The sequence below is a fragment of the Brevibacillus sp. MS2.2 genome, assembly GCF_013284345.1.
GTDB lineage: Bacteria > Bacillota > Bacilli > Brevibacillales > Brevibacillaceae > Brevibacillus > Brevibacillus brevis_C.
The window spans coordinates 1-26458 of record NZ_JABSUZ010000004.1; the positions used below are offsets into that span (position 1 = coordinate 1).

Annotated in this window: 20 protein-coding genes and 7 tRNA genes; 23 read left to right on the forward strand and 4 right to left on the reverse strand. The window is 47.7% G+C overall.

Features of this window, described 5'->3' with window-relative positions; genetic code table 11:
- Positions 1–46: 46 nt before the first annotated feature.
- The 8 genes from HP568_RS04295 (at position 47) to mnmL (ending at position 3723) form a co-directional block, all read left to right on the forward strand.
- A tRNA-Ser gene (locus tag HP568_RS04295) sits at positions 47–137 on the forward strand.
- A 10-nt stretch (positions 138–147) separates the two neighbouring features.
- Positions 148–224 (forward strand) — tRNA-Met (locus HP568_RS04300).
- A 19-nt stretch (positions 225–243) separates the two neighbouring features.
- Positions 244–319 (forward strand) — tRNA-His (locus HP568_RS04305).
- Between the two features lie 9 nt (positions 320–328).
- A tRNA-Cys gene (locus HP568_RS04310) sits at positions 329–402 on the forward strand.
- Between the two features lie 5 nt (positions 403–407).
- Positions 408–484 (forward strand) — tRNA-Arg (locus HP568_RS04315).
- 473 nt (positions 485–957) lie between these two features.
- A tRNA-Leu gene (locus tag HP568_RS04320) sits at positions 958–1042 on the forward strand.
- 298 nt (positions 1043–1340) lie between these two features.
- Positions 1341–2579 carry a glycosyltransferase family 2 protein gene (locus HP568_RS04325; RefSeq protein WP_048032309.1) on the forward strand — a complete coding sequence of 413 codons (1239 nt, stop codon included), beginning with the start codon at positions 1341–1343 and terminating at the stop codon, positions 2577–2579.
- A 175-nt stretch (positions 2580–2754) separates the two neighbouring features.
- Positions 2755–3723, forward strand: coding sequence for a tRNA modification radical SAM protein MnmL/YtqA (mnmL, locus tag HP568_RS04330; RefSeq protein WP_048032310.1), 969 nt, complete (start codon positions 2755–2757; stop codon positions 3721–3723).
- A gap of 45 nt (positions 3724–3768) precedes the next feature.
- Here mnmL and HP568_RS04335 read toward each other — a convergent pair whose 3' ends face one another.
- Together HP568_RS04335 and yjcZ are read right to left on the reverse strand one after the other, a co-directional pair.
- Complete coding sequence (locus HP568_RS04335; protein WP_053079566.1) at positions 3769–4497, reverse strand: glycerophosphodiester phosphodiesterase; 729 nt, start codon at positions 4495–4497, stop codon at positions 3769–3771.
- Positions 4498–4593: 96 nt separating this feature from the next.
- Entirely contained in the window at positions 4594–4908 is a 315-nt protein-coding gene (gene yjcZ / locus HP568_RS30200; RefSeq protein ID WP_113732303.1) for a sporulation protein YjcZ, read from the reverse strand.
- Between yjcZ and ablB the strand changes: the two genes are divergently transcribed.
- Complete coding sequence (ablB, locus tag HP568_RS04345) at positions 4856–5710, forward strand: putative beta-lysine N-acetyltransferase (RefSeq protein WP_173628439.1); 855 nt, start codon at positions 4856–4858, stop codon at positions 5708–5710. The genes yjcZ and ablB overlap by 53 nt on opposite strands.
- Positions 5711–5714: 4 nt before the next feature.
- Here the strand turns inward: ablB and HP568_RS04350 are convergent, their stop codons facing one another.
- Entirely contained in the window at positions 5715–7259 is a 1545-nt protein-coding gene (locus HP568_RS04350; RefSeq protein WP_173628440.1) for a PucR family transcriptional regulator, read from the reverse strand.
- Between the two features lie 156 nt (positions 7260–7415).
- On the opposite strand from HP568_RS04350, the gene HP568_RS04355 reads away from it, so the two are divergent.
- The 8 genes from HP568_RS04355 (at position 7416) to HP568_RS04390 (ending at position 16107) form a co-directional block, all read left to right on the forward strand.
- The gene (locus HP568_RS04355; RefSeq protein ID WP_173628441.1) at positions 7416–8768 is read left to right on the forward strand and encodes an aspartate aminotransferase family protein; all 1353 of its coding nucleotides are present in this window, start codon (positions 7416–7418) and stop codon (positions 8766–8768) included.
- 16 nt (positions 8769–8784) lie between these two features.
- Positions 8785–9477, forward strand: coding sequence for a 3-oxoacid CoA-transferase subunit A (locus tag HP568_RS04360; protein ID WP_048032315.1), 693 nt, complete (start codon positions 8785–8787; stop codon positions 9475–9477).
- A complete protein-coding gene (locus tag HP568_RS04365) occupies positions 9459–10136 on the forward strand; it encodes a 3-oxoacid CoA-transferase subunit B (RefSeq protein WP_048032316.1) in 678 nt (225 codons plus the stop codon). Before HP568_RS04360 ends, HP568_RS04365 begins: the two co-directional genes overlap by 19 nt.
- Positions 10137–10169: 33 nt before the next feature.
- Complete coding sequence (locus tag HP568_RS04370; protein ID WP_173628561.1) at positions 10170–11450, forward strand: peptidase; 1281 nt, start codon at positions 10170–10172, stop codon at positions 11448–11450.
- A 100-nt stretch (positions 11451–11550) separates the two neighbouring features.
- A complete protein-coding gene (locus tag HP568_RS04375; RefSeq protein WP_173628442.1) occupies positions 11551–12969 on the forward strand; it encodes an aldehyde dehydrogenase family protein in 1419 nt (472 codons plus the stop codon).
- A 66-nt stretch (positions 12970–13035) separates the two neighbouring features.
- Positions 13036–13124 (forward strand) — tRNA-Ser (locus tag HP568_RS04380).
- A gap of 724 nt (positions 13125–13848) precedes the next feature.
- Complete coding sequence (locus HP568_RS04385; protein ID WP_173628443.1) at positions 13849–14295, forward strand: hypothetical protein; 447 nt, start codon at positions 13849–13851, stop codon at positions 14293–14295.
- A 246-nt stretch (positions 14296–14541) separates the two neighbouring features.
- Entirely contained in the window at positions 14542–16107 is a 1566-nt protein-coding gene (locus tag HP568_RS04390) for an acyl-CoA synthetase (protein WP_173628444.1), read from the forward strand.
- 69 nt (positions 16108–16176) lie between these two features.
- Here the strand turns inward: HP568_RS04390 and HP568_RS04395 are convergent, their stop codons facing one another.
- Complete coding sequence (locus HP568_RS04395) at positions 16177–18207, reverse strand: exo-beta-N-acetylmuramidase NamZ domain-containing protein (RefSeq protein ID WP_173628445.1); 2031 nt, start codon at positions 18205–18207, stop codon at positions 16177–16179.
- A gap of 222 nt (positions 18208–18429) precedes the next feature.
- On the opposite strand from HP568_RS04395, the gene HP568_RS04400 reads away from it, so the two are divergent.
- The 6 genes from HP568_RS04400 (at position 18430) to HP568_RS04425 (ending at position 26380) form a co-directional block, all read left to right on the forward strand.
- Complete coding sequence (locus HP568_RS04400) at positions 18430–19260, forward strand: copper amine oxidase N-terminal domain-containing protein (RefSeq protein ID WP_173628446.1); 831 nt, start codon at positions 18430–18432, stop codon at positions 19258–19260.
- A gap of 75 nt (positions 19261–19335) precedes the next feature.
- Positions 19336–19950 carry a YhcN/YlaJ family sporulation lipoprotein gene (locus HP568_RS04405; protein ID WP_217366405.1) on the forward strand — a complete coding sequence of 205 codons (615 nt, stop codon included), beginning with the start codon at positions 19336–19338 and terminating at the stop codon, positions 19948–19950.
- 122 nt (positions 19951–20072) lie between these two features.
- Entirely contained in the window at positions 20073–23279 is a 3207-nt protein-coding gene (locus HP568_RS04410) for an AfsR/SARP family transcriptional regulator (RefSeq protein WP_173628447.1), read from the forward strand.
- A 128-nt stretch (positions 23280–23407) separates the two neighbouring features.
- Complete coding sequence (locus tag HP568_RS04415; protein WP_048032323.1) at positions 23408–23986, forward strand: TetR/AcrR family transcriptional regulator; 579 nt, start codon at positions 23408–23410, stop codon at positions 23984–23986.
- 35 nt (positions 23987–24021) lie between these two features.
- On the forward strand, positions 24022–25212 hold the full coding sequence (locus HP568_RS04420; RefSeq protein ID WP_048032324.1) for an HlyD family secretion protein: 1191 nt from the start codon (positions 24022–24024) through the stop codon (positions 25210–25212).
- The gene (locus tag HP568_RS04425) at positions 25202–26380 is read left to right on the forward strand and encodes an ABC transporter permease (protein ID WP_173628448.1); all 1179 of its coding nucleotides are present in this window, start codon (positions 25202–25204) and stop codon (positions 26378–26380) included. The genes HP568_RS04420 and HP568_RS04425 overlap by 11 nt, the downstream gene beginning before the upstream one ends.
- Positions 26381–26458: the final 78 nt, after the last annotated feature.

Below are 26458 nucleotides of genomic sequence, written 5' to 3' on the forward strand. Positions count from 1 at the left end.
CTCTTAGCAATCATGCATATCTAGTTTTGAAGGTGCATATAATCACGGAGAGTTACCCAAGAGGCCGAAGGGGACGGTTTGCTAAACCGTTAGTATGCGCAAGCGTAGCGAGGGTTCGAATCCCTCACTCTCCGCCATTTTTATTTTGGCGGCGTAGCTCAGCTGGTTAGAGCGTTCGGTTCATACCCGAAAGGTCGGGGGTTCGATTCCCTCCACCGCTACCAAACTACATAAAAAAATATGGCGGTCGTGGCGAAGGGGTTAACGCACCGGATTGTGGCTCCGGCACTCGTGGGTTCAAGTCCCATCGATCGCCCCATAACAACATGGGAGTATAGCCAAGTGGTAAGGCACGGGTCTGCAAAACCCTTATCCCCGGTTCAAATCCGGGTACTCCCTCCATTTTAGTCCCAGTAGCTCAGCAGGATAGAGCAACGGCCTTCTAAGCCGTCGGTCGGGAGTTCGAATCTCTCCTGGGACGCCACGCCTTTTCAAAAAGATAGCCTCCTTAGGACGTTGTGGCGCCTGCAGGAGGTTTTTTTCGTAGAAGTTAGCGCGTCTTTTAGGATGCAAACAGAGGCAAGTGATAAGTCAAATGGCCTATTTCAAAAAAATAGATAAAAAACTTTCATCCATAACTGGAAATATTTTGTCTAATTTGTCATAAATTATGTAAAAAATTCACAGAATATGGCTTCCATTTTATTCGGAAAATGTGACGAAACGATGATATTTTTGTAGAGAGGCGTTTGCATTCTTACAAAATTTTTGCGACATGTAACTTTCTTTTTCGACAAACGTATCTAATAGAAGACTGGACAAAAAAACGATAGTTAGACAGGAAAAATATGGGCTCCATCTAGTCGAAAACAATATTGACTTGCGAAAATTGATTGTGTATACTCAAAAACGTACTTCGTGTCAACAGAAAAACACGAGTAAAATCAGCGTTTATAGGCGGTCGTGGTGGAATTGGCAGACACACCATCTTGAGGGGGTGGCGGGGCGACCCGTGCGAGTTCGAGTCTCGCCGACCGCACCAATCCCGAAAACAAACAGGAAGAAATGGAAACGAGTGTTTGTATTTTTCTAAATAAACGGAGCCTTTTTCGACAAGGGCTTTTTTTTCTGCCAACTGCAAAGCACTGTCGAATAGAAAGAGAAAAAGGTGGGAAAGGTGATAGCAGTGCCTTATTTTTTCCCACTTTTGGGTCATTGCTTATGAATCGCATTTGATGTAAACTGCCAATTGAGAGAAAAACAATAGAGAAATGTTGGAAAAACAACACTACCTAAATTCAGATCAGACCCAATCTGGTTTAGGTCGAGGAGAAGAACCCATGAGTGTAATTAGAGAGATCATTGAGGGATTATTCATCGGATTTACTTCTGCGGTGGGTGTAATCGGCACATATCAAACATTAGTTTCATGTGCAGGCCTGTTCCGCAAAAAAGAGCAAGTAACAACTGAGCCGCAAAAGACGTTTGCTGTGCTCGTGGCAGCTCACAATGAGAGCGCCGTAATTGCTCCGCTAATTGAAAACCTGAAGAAACTCGACTATCCACGTGAAATGTACGACATCTTCGTCATTTGCGACAACTGTACAGATAACACGGCAGAAATTAGTCGGGCGCATGGTGCAATTGCATGTGAGCGTTTTGACACATCCAAGCGTGGGAAAGGCTACGGCATCGAATGGATGCTGGAGAACCTCTGGGCAAGACCTAAGCAGTACGACGCTGTCGTCATGTTTGATGCTGACAACTTGGTTGAGAAAAACTTCCTGAAAGTAATGAATGACCGTCTCTGCAAAGGGGCGCGTGTGATCCAAGGTTACCTCGACTCCAAGAACCCGTTTGATTCATGGATTACGCTGTCCTATGCGGTTACCTACTGGTTTACAAACCGTATGTGGCAACTGGCTCGTCACAATTTGGGACTGCCGAACACTTTGGGCGGAACCGGCTTGTGCATTGAGAGCAACCTGCTCAAAGAAATGGGTTGGGGAGCAACCAGTCTCACGGAAGACCTGGAATTTGCAACACGTTGTATTGAACGCGGTATTTACCCGACATGGGCACATGACACCAAGGTCTGGGATGAAAAACCGATTGACTTAAAATCGTCTATGCGCCAGCGTTTGCGTTGGATGCAAGGGCACTACGATGTGGCAGGACGCTACATTCGATCTGTCTTGTTTAATGGTATGAAGTCGAGAAAGCTGGGAATGCTTGATGCAGCCTTCTACCTCTTCCAACCGATGTACGTGCTAATGGTGACGATGATGTCGGTATTGTTCCTGGCAAGATTTTTTGATGTTGGTACCCTGACAACGGTATCCACGATCTTGCCTACGTGGCTGGTATACGGTTCTACTGCCGTGTTCTACCTGTTGCCGATCCTGGCCCTCTATTTGGATAAAGTTCCGTGGAAGGGGTACTTCGGGCTCCTCTTGCTACCATTCTTTTTCCTGACCTGGCTTCCGATTATGTTTTACGCGTTCTTTACGAAGAAAAACCAAGAGTGGAGTCATACCTCTCATACACGCGCGATTCGTATCGAGGAGATCCAGCAATAGTGACGTAAACAAGCAAAAACCACAGGGGGAATCTTCCCTGTGGTTTTCCTATTATCTTAAAGTAGCGAGACCGTTGCCGAATTTGGTATAATGACGTGATCAAGCAAGTAGCGTTCGCCAACGGGATTAAGGCACCAGCGCCAGACGTAGCGGTGCCCATAGGAGGAAAACAGCAATGAAGCTCGCGACAGACATTCACAACAACGACGTCCCATTGTTGTGGGGCGATAAACGATACCATACATGGAATTACCATTTAAGAGGGACTTTTCACGAAAAGATTTTCAAGGTTCCATTGGATGGCGGTTTTAGTTGTCCGAATCGGGATGGGAAAGTAGCGACAGGCGGTTGCACGTTTTGCAGTGCGAGAGGATCTGGAGATTTTGCTGGTGATCGCAGAATGGACCTGGAAAGACAGTTTCATGATGTGAAAAACCGGATGCACGAGAAATGGCCGCAAGCCAAGTATTTGGGCTTCTTCCAAGCGTACACGAATACGTATGCACCTGTAGAGGAGCTGCGGGAGATGTACGAAGTCATCCTCCAACAAGAAGGTGTAGTCGGACTCTCCATTGCTACGCGTCCTGACTGCCTGCCAGACGACGTTGTGGAGTATTTGGCTGAATTGAATGAGCGCACATATTTGTGGGTGGAGCTCGGTCTACAAACAGTCCATGAGCACACAGCCCAGTTAATTAATCGAGCGCACGATTATCAATGCTACGTGGATGCTGTTGAGAGATTGCGCAAGCACAACATCCGTGTATGCTCTCACATTATCTACGGATTGCCAGGAGAGAGCCACGAAGAAATGATGCAGACTGCAGAAGCTGTGGCACATCTGGATGTGCAGGGGATCAAGATACACCTATTGCACCTGCTGCGCAAAACGCCGATGGTGAAGCAATATGAAGCAGGACTCTTGGAATTCTTGTCACAGGAAGAGTACACGAAGCTCGTTGTGGATACATTGGAAATTTTACCTCCAGAGATGATTGTCCATCGAATCACAGGAGACGGACCACCTGATCTCTTGATTGGGCCGATGTGGAGTCGTAAAAAGTGGGAAGTTCTGAATGGCATTGATGCAGAACTAAAAGCCCGAAATAGCTGGCAAGGAAAATTTTTTGTACCACATACGTAATGATGCAATTACAAAAAGGGAGCCTTTTCTTGGCTCCCTTTTTTTTTATAGATTGCGAATCAGATTTCTCGCACGCTTCGGGTAATTGGTGATCAGACCATCTACACCACAGTCAATGGCTCGCTGGATTTGCCGACCAGTATTTACCGTCCAGCTCAAAACTTCAAAATGATGCTCCTTTGCTTGTTTGACCAAGTCTTCCGTCAACTGATCAAAAGGGACGTGCAATTGATCAGCTCGATAGTTGCGGGCTATTTCCCAAGGCTTGGCGAGTGGTCCAACGTATAAAAGTCCTGTCGTTTGTGTTGCATCCAATTGCTTGATTCGTAAAAGGCTGTCGAAGTTAAACGTTGAAATGATGGTTCGCCCTGTTAGCTGGTATCGCCTGATTTGTTCGATGACGAGCTCCTCTAAGTGGGGTTGATCCTGGAAAAAATTTTTCATCTCGATAATGAAGCGTAGAGGTGTGTCGACAAACGTCTGGAATACCTCCTGTAAGGTTGGGATGTGGGCTTTTGGTACTCGCATAGAGGAGTCTTTATCCGCACGTAGCTGACGCAGTTCGCGCAGTGAGTAATGGCGCACCAAACCTGAACCATTGGTCGTGCGCTCCAGGCTATGGTCATGAATAACAACCAGCTTATTGTCACTGCTGAGCTGGACGTCCAATTCGATCCCATTGGCTTTTCGCCGGACGGCTCCTTGAAACGATTCCATCGTATTTTCCGGAAACAGGCCGGAAGCTCCACGATGGGCATAGATAAGTGGGGGCACGAGGGCTTCCTCCCTTCTCGAGCGTGTCATTACCTATTACCATGATATGTAAAGGGCCCCTCGATACGACCTGACATGAGAGGCATCTCCAAAAGTCTATCCGATTACGACGAGTACGATGACCAAAAGGACAAAAAGGACAAGGATCAGGGCAAAATTGTTATTGCAGCTCACAAAAAACACCCTCCTTCTCGCACATGAAGCATCTACTTTCATGGTATGAAAAACGAGTGAATATGACCCAACAGAATGCCCACCTTGTGTTTTTTTGTGCATGAGGAAAGCTTTTTTATACAGATTGGCAGATGACGGTCTTATTTGTTTTGCTACAATGAGAGGAGGAGTACTGTAGGGGAGGATGAAGACCGTGATAAATGTTGGAGGTGCACAGGACGCTGGCGACCTGATCATTGATCGACAAAATCGCCGGGTAAAGCTGCACGTGTATGAACCATCACAAATCGAGCAGTGGGATCGGGTCTTGAAGGAGCTAGCCGAAAAGTCAGAGGCAACAAAAGTCATTGTGTACGGGAAAAAACAAGATATTACGCAATGGCAATCCCTAGGTTACGAGCTAGAGGGAACCATCGATGGTTTTTTTCAAGGGGAAAACGCACAGATGCTCACCTGCTATCTGACAAAAGAGCGGGCTACCTCTGGGGCAGCAAAACTTGCCGAGGAAATTCTTACGCTGAGCCTGTTACGAGCGGGGAGTACGATAGAGAAATCATTACCTGAGGGATACCACCTGCGTGAAGCAACGGATGCAGACACGAAGGAATTGGCGTGTTTGTATGGACTGGTATTCGCGACGTATCCTACACCGATGAACGATCCGTCCTACATTCGCAAAACCATGCAAGAAGGCACCATCTACTATGTCGTTGAATTTGAAGGCAAGATTGCATGTGCTGCGTCAGCTGAAGTCTCCGAACGATTTGGTTCAGCGGAGATGACAGATTGTGCAACCCATCCAGATCATGCGGGGAAAGGTCTCCTCCAACCGCTGTTTATCGCGCTGGAACAAAGGATGGAGGAGGCGGGGATTTACTTTTTGTACACCTTGACCCGGGCACAATCTGCAGGAATGAATGTGACGGCTGCCAAAATGGGCTATGCATACCGTGGACGTCTGATTAACAATTGTACGATCTTTTCAGGCTATGAAGACATGAATATATGGGTAAAGCCACTTCGCCCGACGAGGGAATAACGGGCTACCTGTTTGTAGGATACAACTGCTGTTGCAGACGACGGGCCATCAGGGCTAACTGAAGCTGCCAGCGTTGATGAGCATCCTCCAGGCGGTAGCCTGTTTTTTCTTCAATTTGGGTCAACCGGTACTTGAGCGTGTGTCGATGGATATACAAGGCTTGCGAGGTCTGTAGACCGTTTCCATTCTGGGCCAAATACACTTCAAGTGTTTCGAGAAGCTGTTGATTGTATTTCGTATCATAGCGAATTAATGGTTCCAGCAATGGGTTCCACAGGCGGAGCAAGCTTTCTTTTTCACGATGGTACGGAAACAAAAACTGATAGCCCTGCATATCCCGGTATCGCAAAATTTGCGGGGATTGGGCTAACAGTGGGTACGCTTGTAGAGCAAACATCGCTTCTTCGGAGGCACTGACGACGTTTGGCAATTGCTCACAGGGATTGCTCAAGGCGATTTGTAGGTCAAGTGAAGGATGAAGCCCTCTCCAGCGGGAAGTGAGCTGTTCTAATAAGCGCAGGCTCGTCTGATCATCCTGCAAAATAAACAAGAGGCAATGTGGCCGTTCACGCAGCAAATAAGAGCGCTGATGACGGTCGCTAAGCCTCCGCATCAACGTAATGACACTTTGATGCATGTCTCCGAGCATCGTCTGATCGGCTACATCTACGCGAACAGCGACACAGAGATGATGTCCAGCAAGGGGGTACCCCAGCATGCGGCAACGGCTCTCCAGCTCCGTATGGGTCATTTGCTGTCCGTTTAGGAGTTCCTCCACAAAATCCCCTTTTAACCGCCATTCCGTTGCGGCTACTGCCCTTTCCTTTACATATTCGAGAGCACATAAGGTAGAAGCATGCTGTAGAGCGACGTCATCGAGCTCTTTCCAGGCGTGCTCGGGTTTCGTTAATGTCAACGTGCCAAAATGCTCGCGATTGGCTCGAATCGGTACACGATGCGCGATTTCCTGGGACTGATCATGCGGCAGTGCTTCCGAGCTGCCATGCTGCGTGACTTCAAAGCCTAATGCATCGATGAGCGACACGGCGCCTCCGGTAAGTGCAGCGAGCTCGCCAGCGATGGCGGGAAGGCCTCCCTTGGACAGGGCAGCATCAATCATTCGGTTATGAATCGCTGAGGAATAAGCCAGCGTTTCAAATTGCCGATTCATGATCGGCTGCAAGATGGCTTTGGTTATGGTTGAAAAGTTTATCTCCGTGGGAATTTCAATCAATGGAAGTTGATAGTGATCCGCCAAAGTCAAAAACGTCTCGGGAATTTCCCGTAAATAAAAGCCCGTATGAATCGCAACACCACTCAGCTTTTGCTTCGCCAACGAAGGAATAAAAGAAGCGAGCTTTTCCGTATGTTCAGCAAGCCCAAAGCCGGTTGTAATCAAAAATTCGCCTTCCTGCAAGCGACTTGTATCCTCCAGCACCTCGACAATTGTCACCCAACGAATCGGATTGTCCAGTCCGCCTGCTCCTGCGATCAGCCTGGTGTGAACCATGTCCGGCAGTTGCAGCGCTTCTCTTATCGTGATGGTCATCAGGTATCTCCTCCAAAAGCCTCGGTAAAGGTTCTCTTATACAAAATGTACAAAAGATTTTGTCTCTTTACCATGTTTTTTTGCCAGCACGTAGGATGGCTCTTGCGTGCTGGTCAGCTAGGATAGAGGTAGAGAATAAGCGAGGTGGCGACGAAAATGACGAAAAGCTATGTAATCAAGCCTGAATTGGGCAAAGAGTATCCGGTTATTTCTCACGGCAAAGGGATCTATCTTTACGATCAAGAGGGGAATCGTTACATCGACGGTTCCAGTGGAGCGGTGACGGCAAGCATTGGTCACGGTGTAGAAGAAGTGGCTGAGGCGATGTATGCGCAAGCCAAGGAGGTTTCCTTCGTATACCGCTCGCATTTTAGCAGCGATGCTGTGGAGAAGCTGGCTACAAAGCTGGCTGAGTGGGCACCGGGCTCACTGAACTGGACGTTTTTTGTCAGCAGCGGTTCGGAAGCAACAGAGACGGCACAAAAAATCGCGATTCAATACTGGCAGGAAAAAGGAAGGCCAACGAAAAACCGGATTATCTCCCGCTGGATGAGCTATCACGGGATTACAATGGGTGCTCTTTCGATGTCTGGGCACGTCTTGCGCAGAAAGCGATTCACTCCATTATTGGCTGACTATCCGGCGATCACAGGACCATATCCGTATCGCAAACCAGAAGACATGTCCCTCGATTCGTATGCGCTTGCGTGTGCAAACGAGCTGGAGACGGCGATTTTGCGCGTCGGACCTGAGCAGGTAGCGGCATTCATCGCTGAGCCTGTCATCGGGGCTTCTGGCGGAGCGGTCGTGCCGCCAGATGGTTACTTCCAACGCATTCGCGAGATTTGCGACAAATATGAGGTTCTATTTATCGCAGACGAAGTGATGACAGGGGTAGGTCGCACGGGGAAAGCGTTTGGGATCGACCATTGGGGCGTCGTACCTGACCTGATGACATTGGGCAAAGGTATGAGTGCCGGTTACACACCTATGGCTGCTACGATTGTCTCGGACGAAATCATTGAGACCATTACAAAAGGCAGCGGCTCGATTATGGCAGGACATACGTATAGCGCCAATCCACAATCTGCTGCTGTTTCTCTGGCTGTCCTTGACTATGTGGAGAAGCATCAGCTAGTCGACAAAGCAAGAGAACAAGGTGCGTATTTGCTTGCCCGCCTAAAAGAACTGGCTGACGAGCTCCCGTTGATCGGAGATGCACGCGGTCTTGGCATGCTGTGCGCGCTGGAATTTGTGAAAAACAAGCAGACAAAAGAGCCGTTTGCGCTTTCGCAAGGAGTAGGTGTGAAGGTCATTGAAAAAGCATTTGAAAAAGGCTTGCTTATTTATCCGGCAATGGGCGGAATCGAAGGAGTGGCAGGAGACGCTGTCATCATCTCACCTCCACTGACCATTACTACAGAGCAAATCGATGAGCTGATATCTCTGCTGAAAGAAGCGGTGATAGCTGTTCAGCAAGAGCTCCAAGACAAGGCACTGATCGGATAGAGAAGGAGGAACGAGGATGACAAACCGATTTGAAAAGGTCGTCTCCCTGTCCGAAGCGCTCACCCATTTTCGTGATGGGATGACGCTGTTGGCAGGGGGCTTCGGTGGGGTAGGCAACCCGCCTACTTTGATTCAAGGGATTTTGGATAGGGGCGTGCGTGATCTGACGCTGATCAGTAACGATACTGCTTTTCCGCATATCGGAATTGGCAAGCTGGTGACCGAAAAGCGCGTCAAAAAAGTGATAGCTTCCCACATTGGCTCCAATCCGAACGCAGGGGCCCAAATGACGGCTGGAGAGCTGGAAGTAGAGTTCTGCCCGCAGGGGATACTTGCAGAGCGTGTACGGGCAGGTGGAGTCGGTCTGGGAGGCATTCTATCAGATGTCGGTATCGGGACGATCGCGGAAAAAGGGAAACAAAAGGTCGTTCTGGATGGAAAAGAATATCTATTGGAGACACCGCTCACTGCCGAAGTGGCTATCGTACATGCGAAAAAAGCGGATCGCTTCGGCAATTTGGTGTTTGATACAAGTGCACGCAATTTCAATCCGTTAGTGGCGATGGCAGGCGACATTACCATCGTGGAAGCGGATGAGATAGTTGAGGTAGGCATGATCGACCCGGAAGAAATCGTCACCCCGGGCGTTTTCGTGAACTTTATCGTCCAAAGTGAAGGGGTGAACTGGCAATGGGCATGGGAGAAGTAAAAGAAACAGAGAGCTATCGTGAACGTATTGCCCGCCGCGCAGCATTGGAAGTAGAAGACGGCATGATTATTAATCTGGGAATCGGCATTCCAACGTTGGTTGCGGATTTTATCCCATCTGAAAAACGAGTCATGTTTCACGCGGAGAACGGCATTCTCGGTACAGGACCAAGCCCTGCGAAAGGCGAGGAGAATGCCATGCTTTGCAATGCGGGCGGTTTTCCTGTCACGCTCGCCACAGGGGCATCCTTTTTTGACAGTGCGACTGCTTTTGCCATCATCCGCCGTGGGCTATTGGACATGACGATTTTAGGAGTCCTGGAAGTCAGCCAAAATGGTGACATTGCCAACTGGATCGTTCCAGGCAAACGTGTCCCAGGCATGGGAGGAGCCATGGAGCTGGCACAAAAGGCCAAGAAGGTCATGGTTGTGACCACGCATCTGGATAAAAACGGACGTTCGAAAATCGTTCGAGAATGCTCACTGCCGTTAACCGCGACAAAAGCTGCGGATTTGATCATCACAGACATGGCAGTAATGGAGGTCATGCCAGATGGTTTGTATCTGCGAGAAGTCATGTATCCATACAGTGTCGCTGACGTAATTGGAGCAACGGAAGCCGAACTCAAGATGGACGGAGAGGTTGGCGTTTTCCGCTAAGCAAAGACAAAAACCATGGAACGGGGGAAAAACATGGCAAACTGGCAGGTGCTTATACGGGAGCAATTGGAAAAGGATCGCGAGGCTGCTGTTCAACTGCTGCAGCAATGGGTAAAAAGCCCGAGTGTACAAGGAGAAGAGCAATCTATCCAGCAAAGTATTGCAGAGCTTTTGGGGCAGATGGGGCTGGACGTTGACTTATGGGTCATGGAAGGCGAAGAGCTGGTGTCACATCCATATTTTGTCTCCCCGCGTACTACCTTTGAAGGCAGCCCGAATGTCGTCGGTGTGTGGAAGGGGCATGGGGATGGGCGTTCCATCATTCTAAACGGACACGTGGATGTAGTGCCCGCGGGCGATCTGGCACAGTGGAGCGATGATCCTTTTAGCGGGAAGATTGAGGACGGCAAGCTTTACGGACGCGGAGCAACCGACATGAAGGGTGGAAATTTATCATCGTTGTTGGCGATCCAGGTTCTACAGAAGTTGGGTGTGCAACTGAAAGGCGACGTCATTTTTCAGAGTGTCGTAGAAGAAGAAAGCGGCGGTGCAGGCACATTGGCGACGATCATTCGCGGGTACAAAGCGGATGCTGCCCTGATTCCAGAGCCGACCAATATGAAAATTTTCCCGAAGCAGCAAGGCTCCATGTGGTTCAGATTAACCGTCAAAGGGCGTTCTGCTCACGGAGGTACTCGCTACGAGGGAGTCAGCGCCATCGAAAAGAGCATGCTCGTCGTTCAAGCAATTGGCCAATTGGAAAAAGAGCGTAACGATCGACTCGACGATCCGCTCTACGCCAAGCTGCCCATTCCGATCCCGATTAATCTGGGGGTGATTGAGGGTGGCAAGTGGCCTTCGTCTGTAGCTGACCTCGTCAAGCTGGAAGGAAGGATGGGGGTTGCCCCAGGAGAGCAGATGGACGATGCCAAAGCCGAAATGGCAGCAGCACTCAAAAAGCTGGCAGAGGTCGACCCGTGGTTTGCAGAACAGCCTGTTGAGCTGGAGTGGTTCGGAGCTCGCTGGGTTCCGGGAGCAGTGGAGCTCGATCATCCGTTGATGGATATTTTGCAAGCGCAGTTTGAAGCTGTGACAGGAGAGCGTGCCACTGTGGAAGCATCACCTTGGGGAACAGATGGCGGTTTGTTGACTGCTTTGGCCAATACCCCAGCGATTGTGGTTGGACCCGGAGTCACACAGGTTGCACACTACCCGAATGAATACATCGTTTTGGATGAGGTATTCCGTTGTGCTGAGATCTTTGCGCTTACGTTACTCGAATGGTGCGGTGTGGCTGAAAGTGTGAAAGAGTAAAAGAGATATCTAAATATTTCAAAATCGAGACAGGAAGGCACGCGTATGAGGGAGAATGATTGGAAGATGAACGCCAATCCATGAGAGTGGGGATATGCCGATGAAAAAAACGTGCTTTATCGGGGGAGAGTGGGTGCCAGCTACTGCTCATGCACCGCTATTCTCTCCATGTACGGGACATGAGATTGCACAAATTTCGCAAGCAGACTCATCATTGGTTGAAAAAGCAATTGCTGCGGCCCACGAAGCGACTGCCGTCATGCGTCGCCTTCCTGCCTATCAACGCGCCTTCCTGCTTGAAAAAATCTCGATCTTGATGAATGAACGTTTGGAGGAAGCGGCGCGGATCATCGCAATAGAAGCGGGAAAACCAATTAAAACAGCCCGCGGTGAAGTGATTCGAACGATTCAGACGTATAAGTTCGCAGCAGAGGAAGCCAAACGCCTTCACGGAGAAACTGTACCACTCGATGCAGCTATCGGGGGAGAGGGACGCTTGGCGTATACCGTGCGTGAACCATTGGGAGTCATTGGAGCAATTACGCCCTATAATTTTCCGATGAATCTCGTCGCCCATAAGGTCGGACCTGCTCTCGCTGCTGGCAATACCGTTGTTCTCAAGCCTGCATCACAGACACCGCTTAGTGCACTATTTCTTGCAGAGCTCGCAGAGCAAGCTGGGGTGCCAGCAGGAGCGCTCAATGTGATCACAGGCAGTGGTGCGAGTGTTGGCGATAAAATCGTGTCTGACCCGAGAGTCAGGGCGGTGACGTTTACAGGGAGCCCAAGTGTTGGGCTGGATATACGTAATCGAGCGGGTATGAAAAGAGTCACGCTCGAGCTGGGATCGAATTCGGCAGTGATCGTTGATCGTGATGTGCAACTGAATGAAGTCATTCCCCGATGCGTTTTTGGCGCCTTCGCCTACTCTGGGCAGGTATGTATCTCTGTGCAAAGAATTTATGTGGTCAAAGAGATCTATCAAGATTTCGTCCAACGTTTTGTTGAACAGACAAGAGCACTTCGCGGTGGGGATTCGCTCTCTGAGGACGCGGACTATTCCGCCATGATCCATCCACGCGAAACAGAACGTGCGATGGAGTGGATTCATGAGGCGCTCGAGCAGGGGGCACGTTTGGAGTGTGGAGGACAGATCGTGGATCGGATGCTCCAACCTACGGTGTTGACGGGTGTTCCGGCAGATGCAAAAGTATCTTGTCAGGAAGTATTTGGTCCTGTCGTTCTGATTAATCCAGTGGAGTCCGTCCGGCAAGGCATTGCGTTGGTCAATGATTCACGGTATGGACTACAGGCTGGTGTCTATACCAACAATCTGTCATTGGCTCTGGAAGCCGCAGAAGAGCTGCGCGTGGGTGGTGTGATGGTAAATGACATTCCGACTTTTCGCGTAGACCATATGCCCTACGGTGGCGTAAAGGAAAGCGGACTTGGTCGGGAAGGGGTCAAATACGCGATAGAAGAAATGACGGAATTGAAACTCGTTGCGATCAAACGATAAAGGAAACAAATCCGGGCTCTTGCAAAAAATAGTAGAGCTGTGATATAGTAAGTATTGTTGAAATACGGAGGGATACCGAAGTGGTCATAACGGGGCGGTCTTGAAAACCGTTAGAGTGCAAGCTCACGCGGGTTCGAATCCTGCTCCCTCCGCCATATCTTACTAAAGCTCGTCATACAACGTTTCTTTAATGATTTGTGTCACAATAGGATAGCGAAGTAATGGAAACGTATGTAGTGTATTCATTGAAAATTGACGGAACACGCGAAAAAATAATATGCAAACGAACTTGTCAACCTCACGTTATAATGCGGAGGTTGTTTTTATTTATGCGCCAAGGTTACAGAAGGATTACGGAGTGGACGTTAAGAGAATACCACGATCACCATGGATGGTTTGCGGACTGACTTATCGAAACGCGTCGGAAAGTATAGATGGTGCAGGAGATTTCACCGAGGATGCCACGCGAATACATTTATTGCGTGACGTACTACAAACGGTATTACAGAGACGATCCGCAATTCGAAAAAAACGAAGGAGCGCCAAGGGGCAAAATTACTAAGAAGCCTGCGGCTACATTAAGAAACAGCTTGTGGAAGAAGATATGATCTGCGAGCAGGCGGCTCTTTTATTGGACATGCCCAATAAAAGGAGGTACGCGGGCTTCCGTGATTTTGAAATTACGTCGTTGACAACGGACGGCATCGATCTAAAAAAACGTCCAGTTTACAAAGTGTAAGAAGTGGGAAGGCTGCCTGTTAATTGGCGGATTTTCTCTATAATCGAAATAAATATTGAATGTTTTGTTAAAAATGGGATTTTTCATGTTTGTTTAATTGTTAATATGTTACATTAAAAGAAATCTGAGGAGGTGCATTTATGAAACGTTTTTCTGCAATCACAATGACCATTTTTGCTCTATTAACTCTTCATTCAAGTACGGCGTTTGCTGGGTACGGTGACCAACAAAATGAATCAGAGCCAAATAACTCGTCTGCTCAAGCTACAGTAATAGAAGAAGGAACCGAGGTATACGGGCAAATTGATCGTTATGACGAGTCTGATTATTTTAAGATTACGTTTAATCACTACGGTCCAATTAGAATTATGCTGTCAGATTCACAAACGTATCCCCAAAACTATAATTTATATGTTTATGATGATAAACTACTACTTGTTGGAAAATCGGAGCAACCATGGGATGGTTACGAAGATGAAGTCTATATCCCAAATGTTAATGGTTTTAAACCGTACTACATAGAAGTTAGAAAAGGAGCAGAAAGTAAGTGGAGCAACGGTAAATACAGGCTCCAAGCTGGTTGGTAAAGAAACGTAGTGTAATTGGACGGTGGACCGTATAGTTCCACCGTCTTAATGTTTGACTATTTTAGCCATGAGAAAATCCCCTCCAAGTAGAGTGTACCACCCACTGTTAGGTGAGCGGGCTTTTTACACTGTCTACTCAAAGGGGATAATATCAGATTAAGTTCGTTTCTTTTCCGTAAAAATATCAGAAAATAAAGAAAATTATTATATAATGGAGATGAGACTATAAGTGATGGGGGAATTTGCATGCTCGAAGCGCAAAGAGTTCGTAGAAATACACTTGGCGATATTTTGCGAAGAAGTCGTAGGCGAAATCCTGATAAGCCTGCCCTGTACTTTGAAGAAGAAGTATTGACCTACACGCAGCTTGATCAGCTTGCAAATAAGACGGCTCATACGCTTCTTTCAAAAGGCTTGCAAAAAGGGGAGCGGGTAGCAGTACTGTCACGCAACTCGATGGATTTTGCGATTCTGAACTTTGGGCTAGCGAAAGCAGGAGTCATCATGGTGCCGATCAACTTCATGTTGAATAAGGAAGATGTCGCCTATATTTTCGGTCATGCGGAAGTGAGTGCGTGCTTCGTAGCTCCCGAATTCCTGCAGCTCGCTCAAGACGGACTCCAATTAGCTGGAATTTCCCCCAATCTGCTTTGCCTCGTGTCCAAACCAGCAGTACAAGCAGGAGAATGGTTGCCTTTTCGCACGCTGATTGAAGCGGCAGACGACCATGAGCCTGAAATAGACATAGCGGATGAAGATGTTGTGCAAATTTTGTATACCAGTGGAACGGAATCAAAGCCAAAGGGCGTTATGCTCACTCATAAAAGCATCATCTCCGAATATGTCAGCACGATTATCGAAGGCGGGATGACGAAGGATGATGTGGCTGTTCACGCACTTCCCTTGTTCCATAGTGCGCAGCTTCATTGCTTTTTGGGACCGTACGTGTACCTAGGTGGGAGCGGAATTATTTTGGAACAGGCAACCCCTGCGTTGATGTTGCAGACGGTAGAGGCGTACAAGGCTACTCAGTTGTTTTGCCCGCCAACCGTGTGGATTGCTTTGCTGCGTTCTCCTGATTTTGCCGCGCGTAATTTGAGTTCTTTGCAAAAGTGCTATTACGGTGCAGCAATCATGCCGGTAGAAGTGTTAAAAGAACTTGGTCAACGCCTCCCGAACGCCCAGTTTTACAATTTTTACGGGCAGACGGAAGTGGCGCCATTAGCAACTGTTTTGCCACCGAAGGATCAAATGAGAAAAGCAGGCTCTGCAGGCAAGCCTGCGTTAAATGTGGAAACGAAAATCGTCGATGATGATGGAAAAGAAGTCCCTCGTGGGAGTGTTGGTGAGATTGTTCACAGGACCAGCCATGCAATGCTGGGGTATTTCCGTGATGAGGAAAAGACACAGGCTGCCTTCCAGGGAGGGTGGTTTCACAGCGGGGATTTGGGCATCATGGATGACGAAGGCTATATCACCGTCGTTGATCGGAAAAAGGACATGATTAAATCGGGAGGAGAGAACGTAGCAAGCAGAGAGGTTGAGGAACTTATTTATCAACATCCGAAAGTGTCTGAGGTCGCAGTGATCGGAGTTCCCCATCCGTACTGGATCGAAGCAGTGACGGCTGTCGTTGTACCAAAAGCAGGTGAGTTACTGACTGTTAACGAGATGCTTGCTTTTTGCAAAGATCGTCTTTCCTCCTTCAAAACACCCAAATATGTAGTGATTGCTGACAATCTTCCAAGAAACCCGAGCGGCAAAATTTTGAAAAGAGAGCTGCGCCTCCGATACGAAACGCTGACGACTTAGCCAATTATAACAAGGTCAAAGTACAGCAAAACCCGCTCTGTTACGGAGCGGGTTTATTTGCTGCTGAGATTATTTTACGTTGGAAACAGTTGGACGATCAGCTTGAATGACTTCAAAACGATAGCCTTTTTGTTTCAAGTACGAAATGATTTCTGGGAGAGCTTCAACTGTTGGCGACTTTGTGCTGGAATCATGCATCAAGACGACGATTTCTTTTTGTGACTTTACTTGCTGCTTTATATTTGCCAGTGCTTGAGCGGCTGTGTATTTGTTGCTTCTTGCATCGCCGTTTGTTACATTCCAGTCGATAAACGTATAGCCACGTTGTTGCGCCTCTGCTTTGATCGCCTGCATGACTGTGTGCTGCTTGTTATAGCGTTTGGGATCTTGATATTTCAAACTGACTGTATTCGTGCTGCCACCTGGATAGCGGAATACTGTTGGTTTTACGCCGGTTACTTTTTCAATCATTTGACTTCCTTTTTCTACGTCTGCAAAAAAGCTCTCCATGTTTTTGTAAACAAGCTGATAATTATGGGAATACGAATGTCCTCCCACCGCATGGCCTTCGGCTACAATCCTTTTGAGAATGGCCTCATGACCAGCTACCTCACGACCTACAATAAAGAAGGTGCCTTTGACCTGATGCGTTTTCAGCGTATCCAAAACGCGTGGAGTTACAGGGGAGGGTCCATCGTCAAAAGTTAAATAAGCGATCTTCTCAGAAGACTTCGGTGTCTGAGGGACCGGTTTTGTAGCTGGTTCAGGCTTCTTCGTCTGATTGGCTGTTCCATTATGCTTACCAGGCTGCGTTGGAGTCGGTGTTTCTGGCTTTCCTGGCTTGGATGGTTTCGGTTGTTCTGGTTGCTTTGGTTGTTTCTGTTGAATCGGCTGCAGCGGGATTAACGGTTCATCGCCATAGATCAAATATTTTTGTCGGAGCTCTACAAATTTCTTAAGATCCGCTTCATAGGAAGAAACAATCTCCTGTGGGGATTTGCCTTGTTCGAGAAGCAGACCGATTTTGTTGGTACCCATCACCTTGTCGAACATGGAGATTTGCGTACTCGTACTTTTTGGTATAGGGAATGGCTTCAATTGCTTGGCATAAGCAAGCGCGTAAATACCTGTTTTTACCGGGTTAAACTGATGTGAATCGTTGATTTGAAGGCGTACGCCCCCGGCCGTTCCTTTATTCTCAGGAATAAAGATGACACCAGGTAAAAGACTTCCATTTAACAGATCGGCGTACTTGTGCGAATCTAAACCCTCTGCCCCGATCCAGGTAAAATGGTCGCCTTGCCGAATAGGAGTACCCTCACCCAAACCAGTTGCCATATACCCGAAAACCGAGGTCAAGTTAGGGATATGCGGAGAACTCGGAATCCAGGCCAAACCTGTCTGTTGATAAATCATGTTGCGTGTATACCCTTGCATTGGAATGACGGTAAGATCTACACCGATGGTACGATTGAAAAACAATGCCAGCTCTCCGATTGTCATGCCATGTGCAAGCGGGAGGGTATCCACTCCGATAAAGGAGCGGTAAGGCAGTTCAACGACAGGACCCTCGATAATTGTTCCGCCGAGAGGATTCGGTCGATCCAGTACCATTACTTCTTTTCCTTGTTCCTTTGCAGCAGTCATGGCGTATTGCAAGGTAGATATGTATGTGTAGGTTCTCGATCCGATATCCTGTAAATCGACGAGAAGAACATCAATGTCTTTCAGCATTTCTGGTGTCGGCTTGCGAGTTGATCCAGACAAGCCGTAGACCGGTATAGCGTAGACAGGATGAACAAAGCTCGTTACTTGTTTTCCTGCGACCGTTTTTCCGTCGAGGCCATGCTCAGGTGCATACAGAGTGGTTAAATGGACCGAGCGATCACGTCGTAGTATGTCGATCGTGCTAACCATTTGACTGTTCAGACCTGTTTGATTCGTAATCAACCCGACTTTCTTGCCTTCAATGAGATGGTGGAACTGATTGAACAGTACATCACTTCCCAATTGAATGGCAGTCGTATTGGCGGAGCTTCCTACTGGAGGAATTAAAGTTAAGATAAGTGCCAGGATGAGGAAAGGGAGAAATTTGTTCATCATTCATTGCCTCTTTCAAGATAAAATACTGTCGCTTCTTGTCTATTGTAACGTTTTTGGAAAGCAAGATGGTTGCATTTTTGTAACAATTTGAAATTAGGTCAAAAGGAGGAGGAAAAAGTAACGTAAAAGAGGGAGCTACTAGGAAAGAACGATCTTTTAAAAGGAAGACTATAGGAAATTCTTGAAACAGCCCTCATCCTATAGTAGATTAAGAATCGTGTGAACCTTTTTGGAAATGGAGTGAATGTTTTGCTTAAAAAAGTAACCTCATTACTGCTAGCAATCGCCTTGGTACCGATGGCAGCATTTTCTGCAGCGGCAGCACCTGCATCTGTAGCGCCTAAAGCCGTACAGAATGCTGTTAAAGTGGAGTACAATAAAAAACAAATCGCGTTTCCTGACCAAGCACCTATTATCAGCCAGGGGCGTACACTGGTTCCGATTCGTCCGATTGCAGAAAGCCTTGGTTTTGAAGTGCAATGGAACGAAGCTACTCGTACCGTAACGATTAATAAAGGGAAAGATAACATCGGACTGGTCGTTACACAAAAAATTGCCAAGAAAAATGGACAAACGATCAACCTGGACGTGCCTGCACAGATTGTGAACAAGCGCACTGTAGTACCTGTTCGTTTTATTGCGGAAGCGCTGAGTTACAAAGTAGATTGGGATCCAAAAACGCAAACCGTTTTGATTGCGGATAATGTGAACCCTAATCAAGCCGGACAACAGGAAAAACCAAAAGATCCGACAAAACCAGCAACAGACGAGAAAAAGCCTGAGCAGGTTGCATTTATTGACAAGGAAAGTGTTGAAGGTAAGACCTTTTCTTTAGCCAATTTGGGAGTTTACCAAATCGTCGGTAAAGTAGAACCTGGAACAGATGTTACCGTAACGTTGGAAGACAAAACATACGAAGTTGAAGTAACTGCTGAAGGTACTTTTGAGTTTTACCAATCCACGAATGATGGAATCAGAAGTTACACGCTCAATGCTGAAAAAGGCGGCAAAAAGGATACGTTTGAAGGGGACTTCAAAAAGACGAATTAAGGCAGCTACTTCCTGAGTAAGAACACCTCCTGCACATCACACTAAGTGCAAGGAGGTGTTTTTGTTGTGAGACGAATGAGTGGGAGTATCATTGCTGTGCTCCTGTTTGCCGGCTTGCTGACAGGGTGTTCGCCTAACAAAGAACAGGGCACCGAAGATCAGAACGGAAATAAGGCCAAATTTGAATCTCTCGGGATTAACATCCAGAACGATAACGTCGCTAGGGACAAAGGACCGGCAGCCATGATTAGCCAAAAGATGGTTCATCAGCGAGAGCCGCAACTCGTGACGCGCTTGGAAGGACATGCGGAAAAGCTACCCGGTGTAACCGATATCAAGGTGTTGGCCTACAAGGATAACTTGATTGTAGGTGTGCTGCCAGTCGATACACCAAAGCCTGACGAAGTGAATCCGCGGCCGTCGATCCCGTATACGCCTGGGAAAATTGTGCGAGTCGATAATGGACATCCAGATTCGCTGCATAAACGTGTTGTGGATCGGATGAGATCACGCTTACAGGCAGAAACACGCTTCAACATTTTGTACGTGTCTACCAATCGCGCAGTTTATGACCGAATCGCAAATTTGCATTCACGAATTACGAACGGAGAGCACATCAGTGACGAAGAATTCCAAGTCCTGTTAAATGATATTGGCTATTCAGTCATTGGATATAATTTAGTGGATTGAAAGAGCACCACCTGGACTCCCGGGTGGGCTTTTTGTCGATTAAGGGCTAAATGGCAGGAGAATAGTTAGAAATGGGGAAATAGTCAAAGAAGAGCAGGAGAACGGCAAGGAGTGCACATTCTATGATTCCAATCCACATCCCTATATCCAAGATAACTCCTCCAGGACAGAAGCCATACGTCTTACGGCGACCTGCATTGGCAAAAAAAATGCGCCTGTTGAAATATACGCAGCTTTGTCTCATTCATGCAGGGACAGGCTATGGCAAAACGACATCTCTGGCTACATTTCTACATGATGAAGCACTGGCTGCGTCCTGGTATACCATCCAGGATGGAGACGATGCTCTTCTTGCGTTTGTCATCTGTCTCGTCGAAAGTGTTCGTCAGGTTCATTCTGATTTTGGTCAGGTATTGCGAGAGCAGCTTGTACGTATCACAAAGCAAAGTCAGGTGCCTTCCATAGACAGTAAGGTACTGGTCGACTGGTTCGTCGGGGAATGTGTACAGCTCCAGGTGGACCACATACTTGTTTTGGACCATTACCAACGAATGGATAGTGATAGTGACGTCGATCGATTTGTTCAACGGTTAGCTGAGGCTCTTCCACAAAAGGTCAAGCTGGTCATCTTAACGCGCGCTCGACCGAAATGGTCCAATCTCGACTTGTTGTCCGCAAGAGGAGAGTGTCTCGAACTTACAACAAATGACCTTTCTTTTACGTTGGAGGAAAGTGAAGCCTTTTATTCTGATCAATACGACATCACGCTATCCGAAGACGATTGGGGCCGAGTGGAAGAAGTGGCACAAGGCTGGGTGATGGCGCTTCGCACTTTTGGGGAAATGGTAACGAGGGGGCAGACGGTTTCTGACAGTCTGCGTGAGTTATCGCGATTGTTGCATTTGCTGGAAGTGGAAGTCTGGACACAGCTGGATGCAGGTATGCAGCGCTTCTTGATGGAGGCAGCGGTTCTCGAACAATTCGATCTGGAGGATTGTAAGCAAATACTCGGGGAAGGATGCATTGAGTATCTGCTGGAAGCACAGCGTTGTAATCTTTTTCTTCATGTCCATGCAGGATCTCATTATTCCTTTCATCCGCTTTTCCAGCGCCTCCTATCTAGCAAGCTGGCTGCGAACCAAGCGACATACGTGCATGTCAATCACAAGGCCGCAGGATGGTACAGACGTAAAGGGGACGAGGCAAAAGCTTTTGGGCGGTTGCGTCTCGTCGAGCAGTGGGAGGTGCTGGGTGAATGGTTGTGCCAAGCATCGGAAAGATTGCTGCAAGCAGGGAAGCTGGACTTTTTATACGAGTGGATAACACTGTTACCAGATAGCATCAAGTGCGAAGAGCATTGGCTGTTGTTTTATCAAGGTGAAGTAGAACGCTATCGCTGTCTATATGCGAAGGCCTTTTCTTCTTATGAGCAATTTCTGAAACAATGTGAACAAAAGCAAGATCAAATCGGATTGTGTCGCGGGTTGGAAGGGCAAGCACGCGTTCATCTCGACAGCGTACAAGGCGTCCGGGCAGAAGAACTGCTGAAGAGGGCGATTCAACTGTTGCCTCCATTTGAGCAAGAGAATGAAATGGCACCGAGACTATACCGCTTGCTGGCAGAAATTTATACGAATCGCGGAGATGCCAAACAGGCGGCAGCATGGTATGAACGGAGTCAGGAATTAGAGCAGCAGACGGAGGTGGAGCTGGAATCGCGCCTGTTGTTCCGTACCGGCCGATTGCAGTCCTCCATTCAGCTCTTGGAGAGTAAGTGGCAGGTAGAACAGAGGAAGCATCCTCCGCTGACGAGATCGTATCGCGAAACCTCTTTGCTGCTATCTTTCGTCTATGCATTGAATGGCGAATGGGAGCGAGGGTGGGAATCCGCAGAAACGGCCATACAACTCGGACGTGCAGCACATTCCCCTTTTGTAGAAGCGAATGGCTATGTTCGAAAAGCCCATGCGGCCCTCATCAGTCAAACATTGCCTACGGATGAGATTCGTCAGCTTTATGAAAAAGGCTTGCAAATCATGGAGGAGCTCCAGTCGACACGCGGCAAGTCAGAAACGCTTCTGGGACTAACCTTGCTTCACGCAAGAGAAAAGGCACTCGACCAAGCTCTTTTGTATGGCACCAGGGGGATACAAGAGACTGAGGCGATGCGCGACGACTGGTTAGGCAGTCTGGTACGGATGGCGATTGGGATTGCATACGCCAAATACGGTAAAGAAGAGGAAGCGTGGGCTACCTTTATCGATTGTGCCGATCGACTTAGTCATTGCGGGGATAGCTACAGTGTCGTCATTTGCCAATTATGGCTGAGCTTCTTGGCTTATCGTAAAAAGCAATGGGATTTGTTCATACCTGCGGTGACGCAAGCTCTGTCCTTGATGCAGTCTGGTGAATATCAATTCCTTCTGCAAAGGCCTACTCTGCTTACCCCCCATGATGTGCAGCAGCTTATGCCAATTCTGATTGAGGCAGAGCGTCGAAAGGTATCGCCGGATTACGTCTCTCAGCTGTTAAATGATTTGGGCTTGCAAAACGTGACATTCCACCCCGGCTATACCCTTCGCATTCAGACGTTGGGCGCGTTCCGTGTATGGCTGGGAGAGCGGGAACTGAGCGAAAAGGCATGGCAGCGAGGGACGGCAAAGCTGTTGTTTCAGCTTTTATTGACAAAGAGACATCATTTGTTAGCCCGGGAAGAAATCATGAACCGACTTTGGCCAGACAGTATCGAGGAAGCGGCAATCCGCGATTTTAAAGTGTCGCTGAATGCATTGAACAAAGCACTCGAGCCAGATCGTGCTGCAAGAACAGATACATTCTTCATTCAACGCCATGGCAGCTCTTACGGTTTTAACCTGGCATCGGGCTACCATATGGACGTCGAGGAGTTCGAGAAGCTCGTTACCCTGGGCCTGGCAGAATCAGACCGGCGTCAGAGCGCCATCCTTTTGGAAAAAGGGCTTGCGTATTACTTGGGCGATTACATGCCGGAATGCCGTTATGAGGATTGGTGTGTAGAAGAGCGTGAGAGAGTGCAGGCACTGTTTTTACGCGGAGCAGAGAGGGTAGCCAAAATCATGCTTGAGGATGGGCAATTGGAAAAAACGATCCGCTGGTGTGAAGCGATTCTGCGGGTGGACGATTGCTGGGAGGAGTCGTACCGCTTACTTATGACTGCGTATTATCAGCAAAATAATCGGACACAGGCCATTCGCTGGTACGAAAAATGTGTAGCAAAACTGAGGGAGAACCTCGGTGTCGCACCAATGCCTGCAACCATGGAGACATACCTTCAAATTATAGAGAAGTAAAAGATCGCCTACAAAGCGATCTTTTTTTGTACATAGAAGTAATGGCTGCTTGACAAAACTAGGAAGTATTCGTAATATAATCTTTGTACTGACCAGTCAGTTCAAAAGATCGAAAGGGGACAGGAGTGATGGCACCATCCAAAAAAGATCAAATTGCAAATGGAGCTTTAACCGCATTTGCCCAATTGGGATATAGCGAAACAACCATGGATGCAATCGCGGAAATGGCGCAGGTGGCAAAAGGAACACTCTATTATCACTTTTCCACAAAGGAAGAGCTGTTTTTGTACGTGATAGAAAAAGGCGTGAAGATGCTGATTTACCATGTAGATAATGTCATGCAAAATGAAGAGCTTTCCTTGGAGGATCGCATTCTGAATGTGCTGGATGAGCATCTTCGCTTCTTTTCCGAGAATCAAGATTTGTGTTTCCTGTTGCTGAGCGCCTTTTCAGGAGATGGACAGCGCGACAGGATGGTTGGCAATCTGTTAGGTGGCTATTTCAGCACAATGGAGTCACACATGCTGGAATTGCAGCAGCAAGGGTATATCCGGGCAGATATCGATATTCGTACACTTGCTTCCGCATTGTTTGGCATGGTTGGCTTTACCGTGCTTCGCAAGCAATTTCGCAAAGAGCCAGTCAATAGTGCCGCAGATAAACAGACGCTTCGTTATATGCTTTCAGGAATGTTTCAAACCAAATAACGTCTAGAGAAACGTAAAACAAGAGGAGAAGACAGATGAACAAACGTGCATGGATCGGTGTAGGTAGCTTTGTAGTTGGCATTGCAGTACTGGGAACCGTATTGTTTGGTTCAAATGTGAGTAGCATGGCTGGTCAGAATACAACGAAATTAGCAGGTGTAATCGAGGGAACAGAGGTAGACCTCTCTTTTAAAATGGGCGGTTCCATCGAACAGCTCTCACTAAAAGAAGGAGACGAAGTAAAAGCAGGGCAAGTAGTTGCCACGCTAAGCAGCGCGGAGATTCTCGCGAAAAAAGAGCAGGCTGAAGCTGCTTACAAGCTCTCTCTAGTCAAACTTGACCAGGCGAAAAAAGGAGTATCGGTGACGGATAACTCCAGCAATGCCCAAGTCGACCAAGCAAAAGCAGCAGTTAACTCGGCGCAAGCACAGCTTGACGCGAACAAAAATGGAGCGCGTTCAGAAGAAATTACGCAGCTCAAAGCGAAATTGCAAGCAGCACAAACATCGAATCAAATTGCCGCGACGAATTTGGAACGAATGAAAAAATTAATGGCGGAAGGTGCCGTTCCACAAGTGAAAGTGGAAGAGGCGCAGATGCAAGCAGAAAAGGCGCAAGCGGAGTTTAAAGCAGCAGAAGAGCAGTTGAAAATGGCTCAAACTGGATCGCGCAAAGAGCAGGTCGATGCTGCACAAGCACAGCTGGATCAAGCAAAAGCTGCATACAACCAAGCTGTCGCAGGGAGAGGTCAAGTAGGCTTGAAGGAGCTGGATGTTAAATCCGCAGAGGCGAACGTGATGCAGGCAAAAGGTGCACTGGCAGAAATGGAAGCCTATGTGAACAACACCAAGCTGACAGCTCCAGTAGACGGTATTGTAAAATCAGTTGCCGTTCAAAAGGGAGAGCTGGTTTCCCAAGGCTTCACCGTTTTGACGATCCAAACGAAATCAGACAACTATGTCAAATTTTATGTAAATGAATACATGCTCGCGAATGTGAAAACAGGCGATCAAGTGAAATTGTTTGTCCCAGCCCTGAGCAGAGAAGTAGACGCCAAAGTGGTTACTGTAGCTCCTGCTGCTGACTTTGCCGTAAAAAAAGCCACACAAGAACTCGGTGATCGTGACATTCGTTCCTTCCAGGTGAAGCTGCTGGTGTCCGATCCGGAATTACGTCCAGGCCTGACGGTTGAGTGGAAGCTTGAAGGAGCTGGTAATGGTGAATAGTTTCTCTCACCTGTTCTGGAGCGAATGGAAAAATCTTTTTGCAAACAAAACCATTCGTAATATTCTCTTTCTTGTTCCGCTGATTTATCTGACGATGTTCGGATTTCTGTACAGTGAGAAAAAAGTGATGGAGATCCCTACTGTGATGGTGGATGCCGATCAAACCGAATTGAGTCGTGAGCTCTATCGCGCCTTTGAGGTCGATCATACATTTCGAATCACGTCTGTTGTAGGAACAGAAGAAGAAGCAATGAAATTGGTTGACAAGGGCGAAGCAAATATCGCCCTGATCATTCCTGCTGGATTAGAAAAGGATGTGAAGGCTGGGAGAGAGGCAGAGGTACTGACTGTTATCGACGGCAGTAACATCATGATTTCGAATACGGCAGTTCGAGCAGCGAATACAGCGATTAAGTCTGTTTCAGCAGGAACCACGCTGAAGAAGATGGAAGCACTTGGCGGCTGGGGAGAAGAAGGAAAAAACATGTTTACCGGTATCGACTATCGATACAGAGTGCTGTATAATCCGACCTTCAGCTATCTGTCTTTCATGGTATTCGGACTTGCAGGTACAGTACTTCAGCAAGTGCTGTTCCTCGGAATCGTATTGTCTGTAGCCCAACAAAAAGAAGAGGGTACCTGGAAGGATACACTCTCTCGCTATAGCTTCTTCGCAATCACAGCGAGCAAATTGCTGCCGTACTTTCTGGCAGGAACCCTCAACATGTTCCTGGCGTTTACACTGATGTTAAAAGGTTTTGATATCCCTTATTACGGAAGCACTGTCGACCTGATGCTACTGGCTACCATGTTTAACTTGGCGGTGTTGGCTATTGGTTATGCCATCTCCTTTGTGTCTAGCAGCCAGCTCCAAGCTACTCAGATCGGGATGATGATTGCAGTACCTTCGTTTATGTTATCTGGCTATACCTGGCCACTCATGTCGATGCCGACCGGAATTGTCGCGATTGCAAAATCTTTGCCACTGACGTATTTCTTGAATGGTGTCAGAGAGATATTGACGAAGGGACATGGTCTGTCAGCAGTGAGGAACGACTTTGTTGTTCTCGGCTTCATGACTCTCATCGGGTTGTTCGCAGCCTATGTCATTTATTTGTTGCAGATAAGGAAAATTAAGGGAAAAGTTAGTGAGCAAACAGCAGCATAAATAGCAATTGCATAGGATAACTGGGCTGCGCCAAAGCTTTGGCGTAGCCTTATTTGCGCTTATATGATGTTCCTTATC

Coding starts and splice junctions, on each gene's coding strand:
- HP568_RS04355 (WP_173628441.1), top strand. CDS start 7,416: ATGACGAAAAGCTATGTAATCAAGCCTGAATTGGGCAAAGAGTATCCG.
- HP568_RS04410 (WP_173628447.1), top strand. CDS start 20,073: ATGATTCCAATCCACATCCCTATATCCAAGATAACTCCTCCAGGACAG.
- ablB (WP_173628439.1), top strand. CDS start 4,856: ATGAAGACCGTGATAAATGTTGGAGGTGCACAGGACGCTGGCGACCTG.
- HP568_RS04395 (WP_173628445.1), bottom strand. CDS start 18,207: ATGAACAAATTTCTCCCTTTCCTCATCCTGGCACTTATCTTAACTTTA.
- HP568_RS04370 (WP_173628561.1), top strand. CDS start 10,170: ATGGCAAACTGGCAGGTGCTTATACGGGAGCAATTGGAAAAGGATCGC.
- HP568_RS04405 (WP_217366405.1), top strand. CDS start 19,336: ATGAGTGGGAGTATCATTGCTGTGCTCCTGTTTGCCGGCTTGCTGACA.
- HP568_RS04425 (WP_173628448.1), top strand. CDS start 25,202: ATGGTGAATAGTTTCTCTCACCTGTTCTGGAGCGAATGGAAAAATCTT.
- HP568_RS04390 (WP_173628444.1), top strand. CDS start 14,542: ATGCTCGAAGCGCAAAGAGTTCGTAGAAATACACTTGGCGATATTTTG.
- HP568_RS04350 (WP_173628440.1), bottom strand. CDS start 7,259: ATGACCATCACGATAAGAGAAGCGCTGCAACTGCCGGACATGGTTCAC.
- HP568_RS04420 (WP_048032324.1), top strand. CDS start 24,022: ATGAACAAACGTGCATGGATCGGTGTAGGTAGCTTTGTAGTTGGCATT.
- HP568_RS04375 (WP_173628442.1), top strand. CDS start 11,551: ATGAAAAAAACGTGCTTTATCGGGGGAGAGTGGGTGCCAGCTACTGCT.
- HP568_RS04365 (WP_048032316.1), top strand. CDS start 9,459: ATGGGCATGGGAGAAGTAAAAGAAACAGAGAGCTATCGTGAACGTATT.
- HP568_RS04360 (WP_048032315.1), top strand. CDS start 8,785: ATGACAAACCGATTTGAAAAGGTCGTCTCCCTGTCCGAAGCGCTCACC.
- HP568_RS04415 (WP_048032323.1), top strand. CDS start 23,408: ATGGCACCATCCAAAAAAGATCAAATTGCAAATGGAGCTTTAACCGCA.
- HP568_RS04325 (WP_048032309.1), top strand. CDS start 1,341: ATGAGTGTAATTAGAGAGATCATTGAGGGATTATTCATCGGATTTACT.
- mnmL (WP_048032310.1), top strand. CDS start 2,755: ATGAAGCTCGCGACAGACATTCACAACAACGACGTCCCATTGTTGTGG.
- yjcZ (WP_113732303.1), bottom strand. CDS start 4,908: ATGATCAGGTCGCCAGCGTCCTGTGCACCTCCAACATTTATCACGGTC.
- HP568_RS04385 (WP_173628443.1), top strand. CDS start 13,849: ATGAAACGTTTTTCTGCAATCACAATGACCATTTTTGCTCTATTAACT.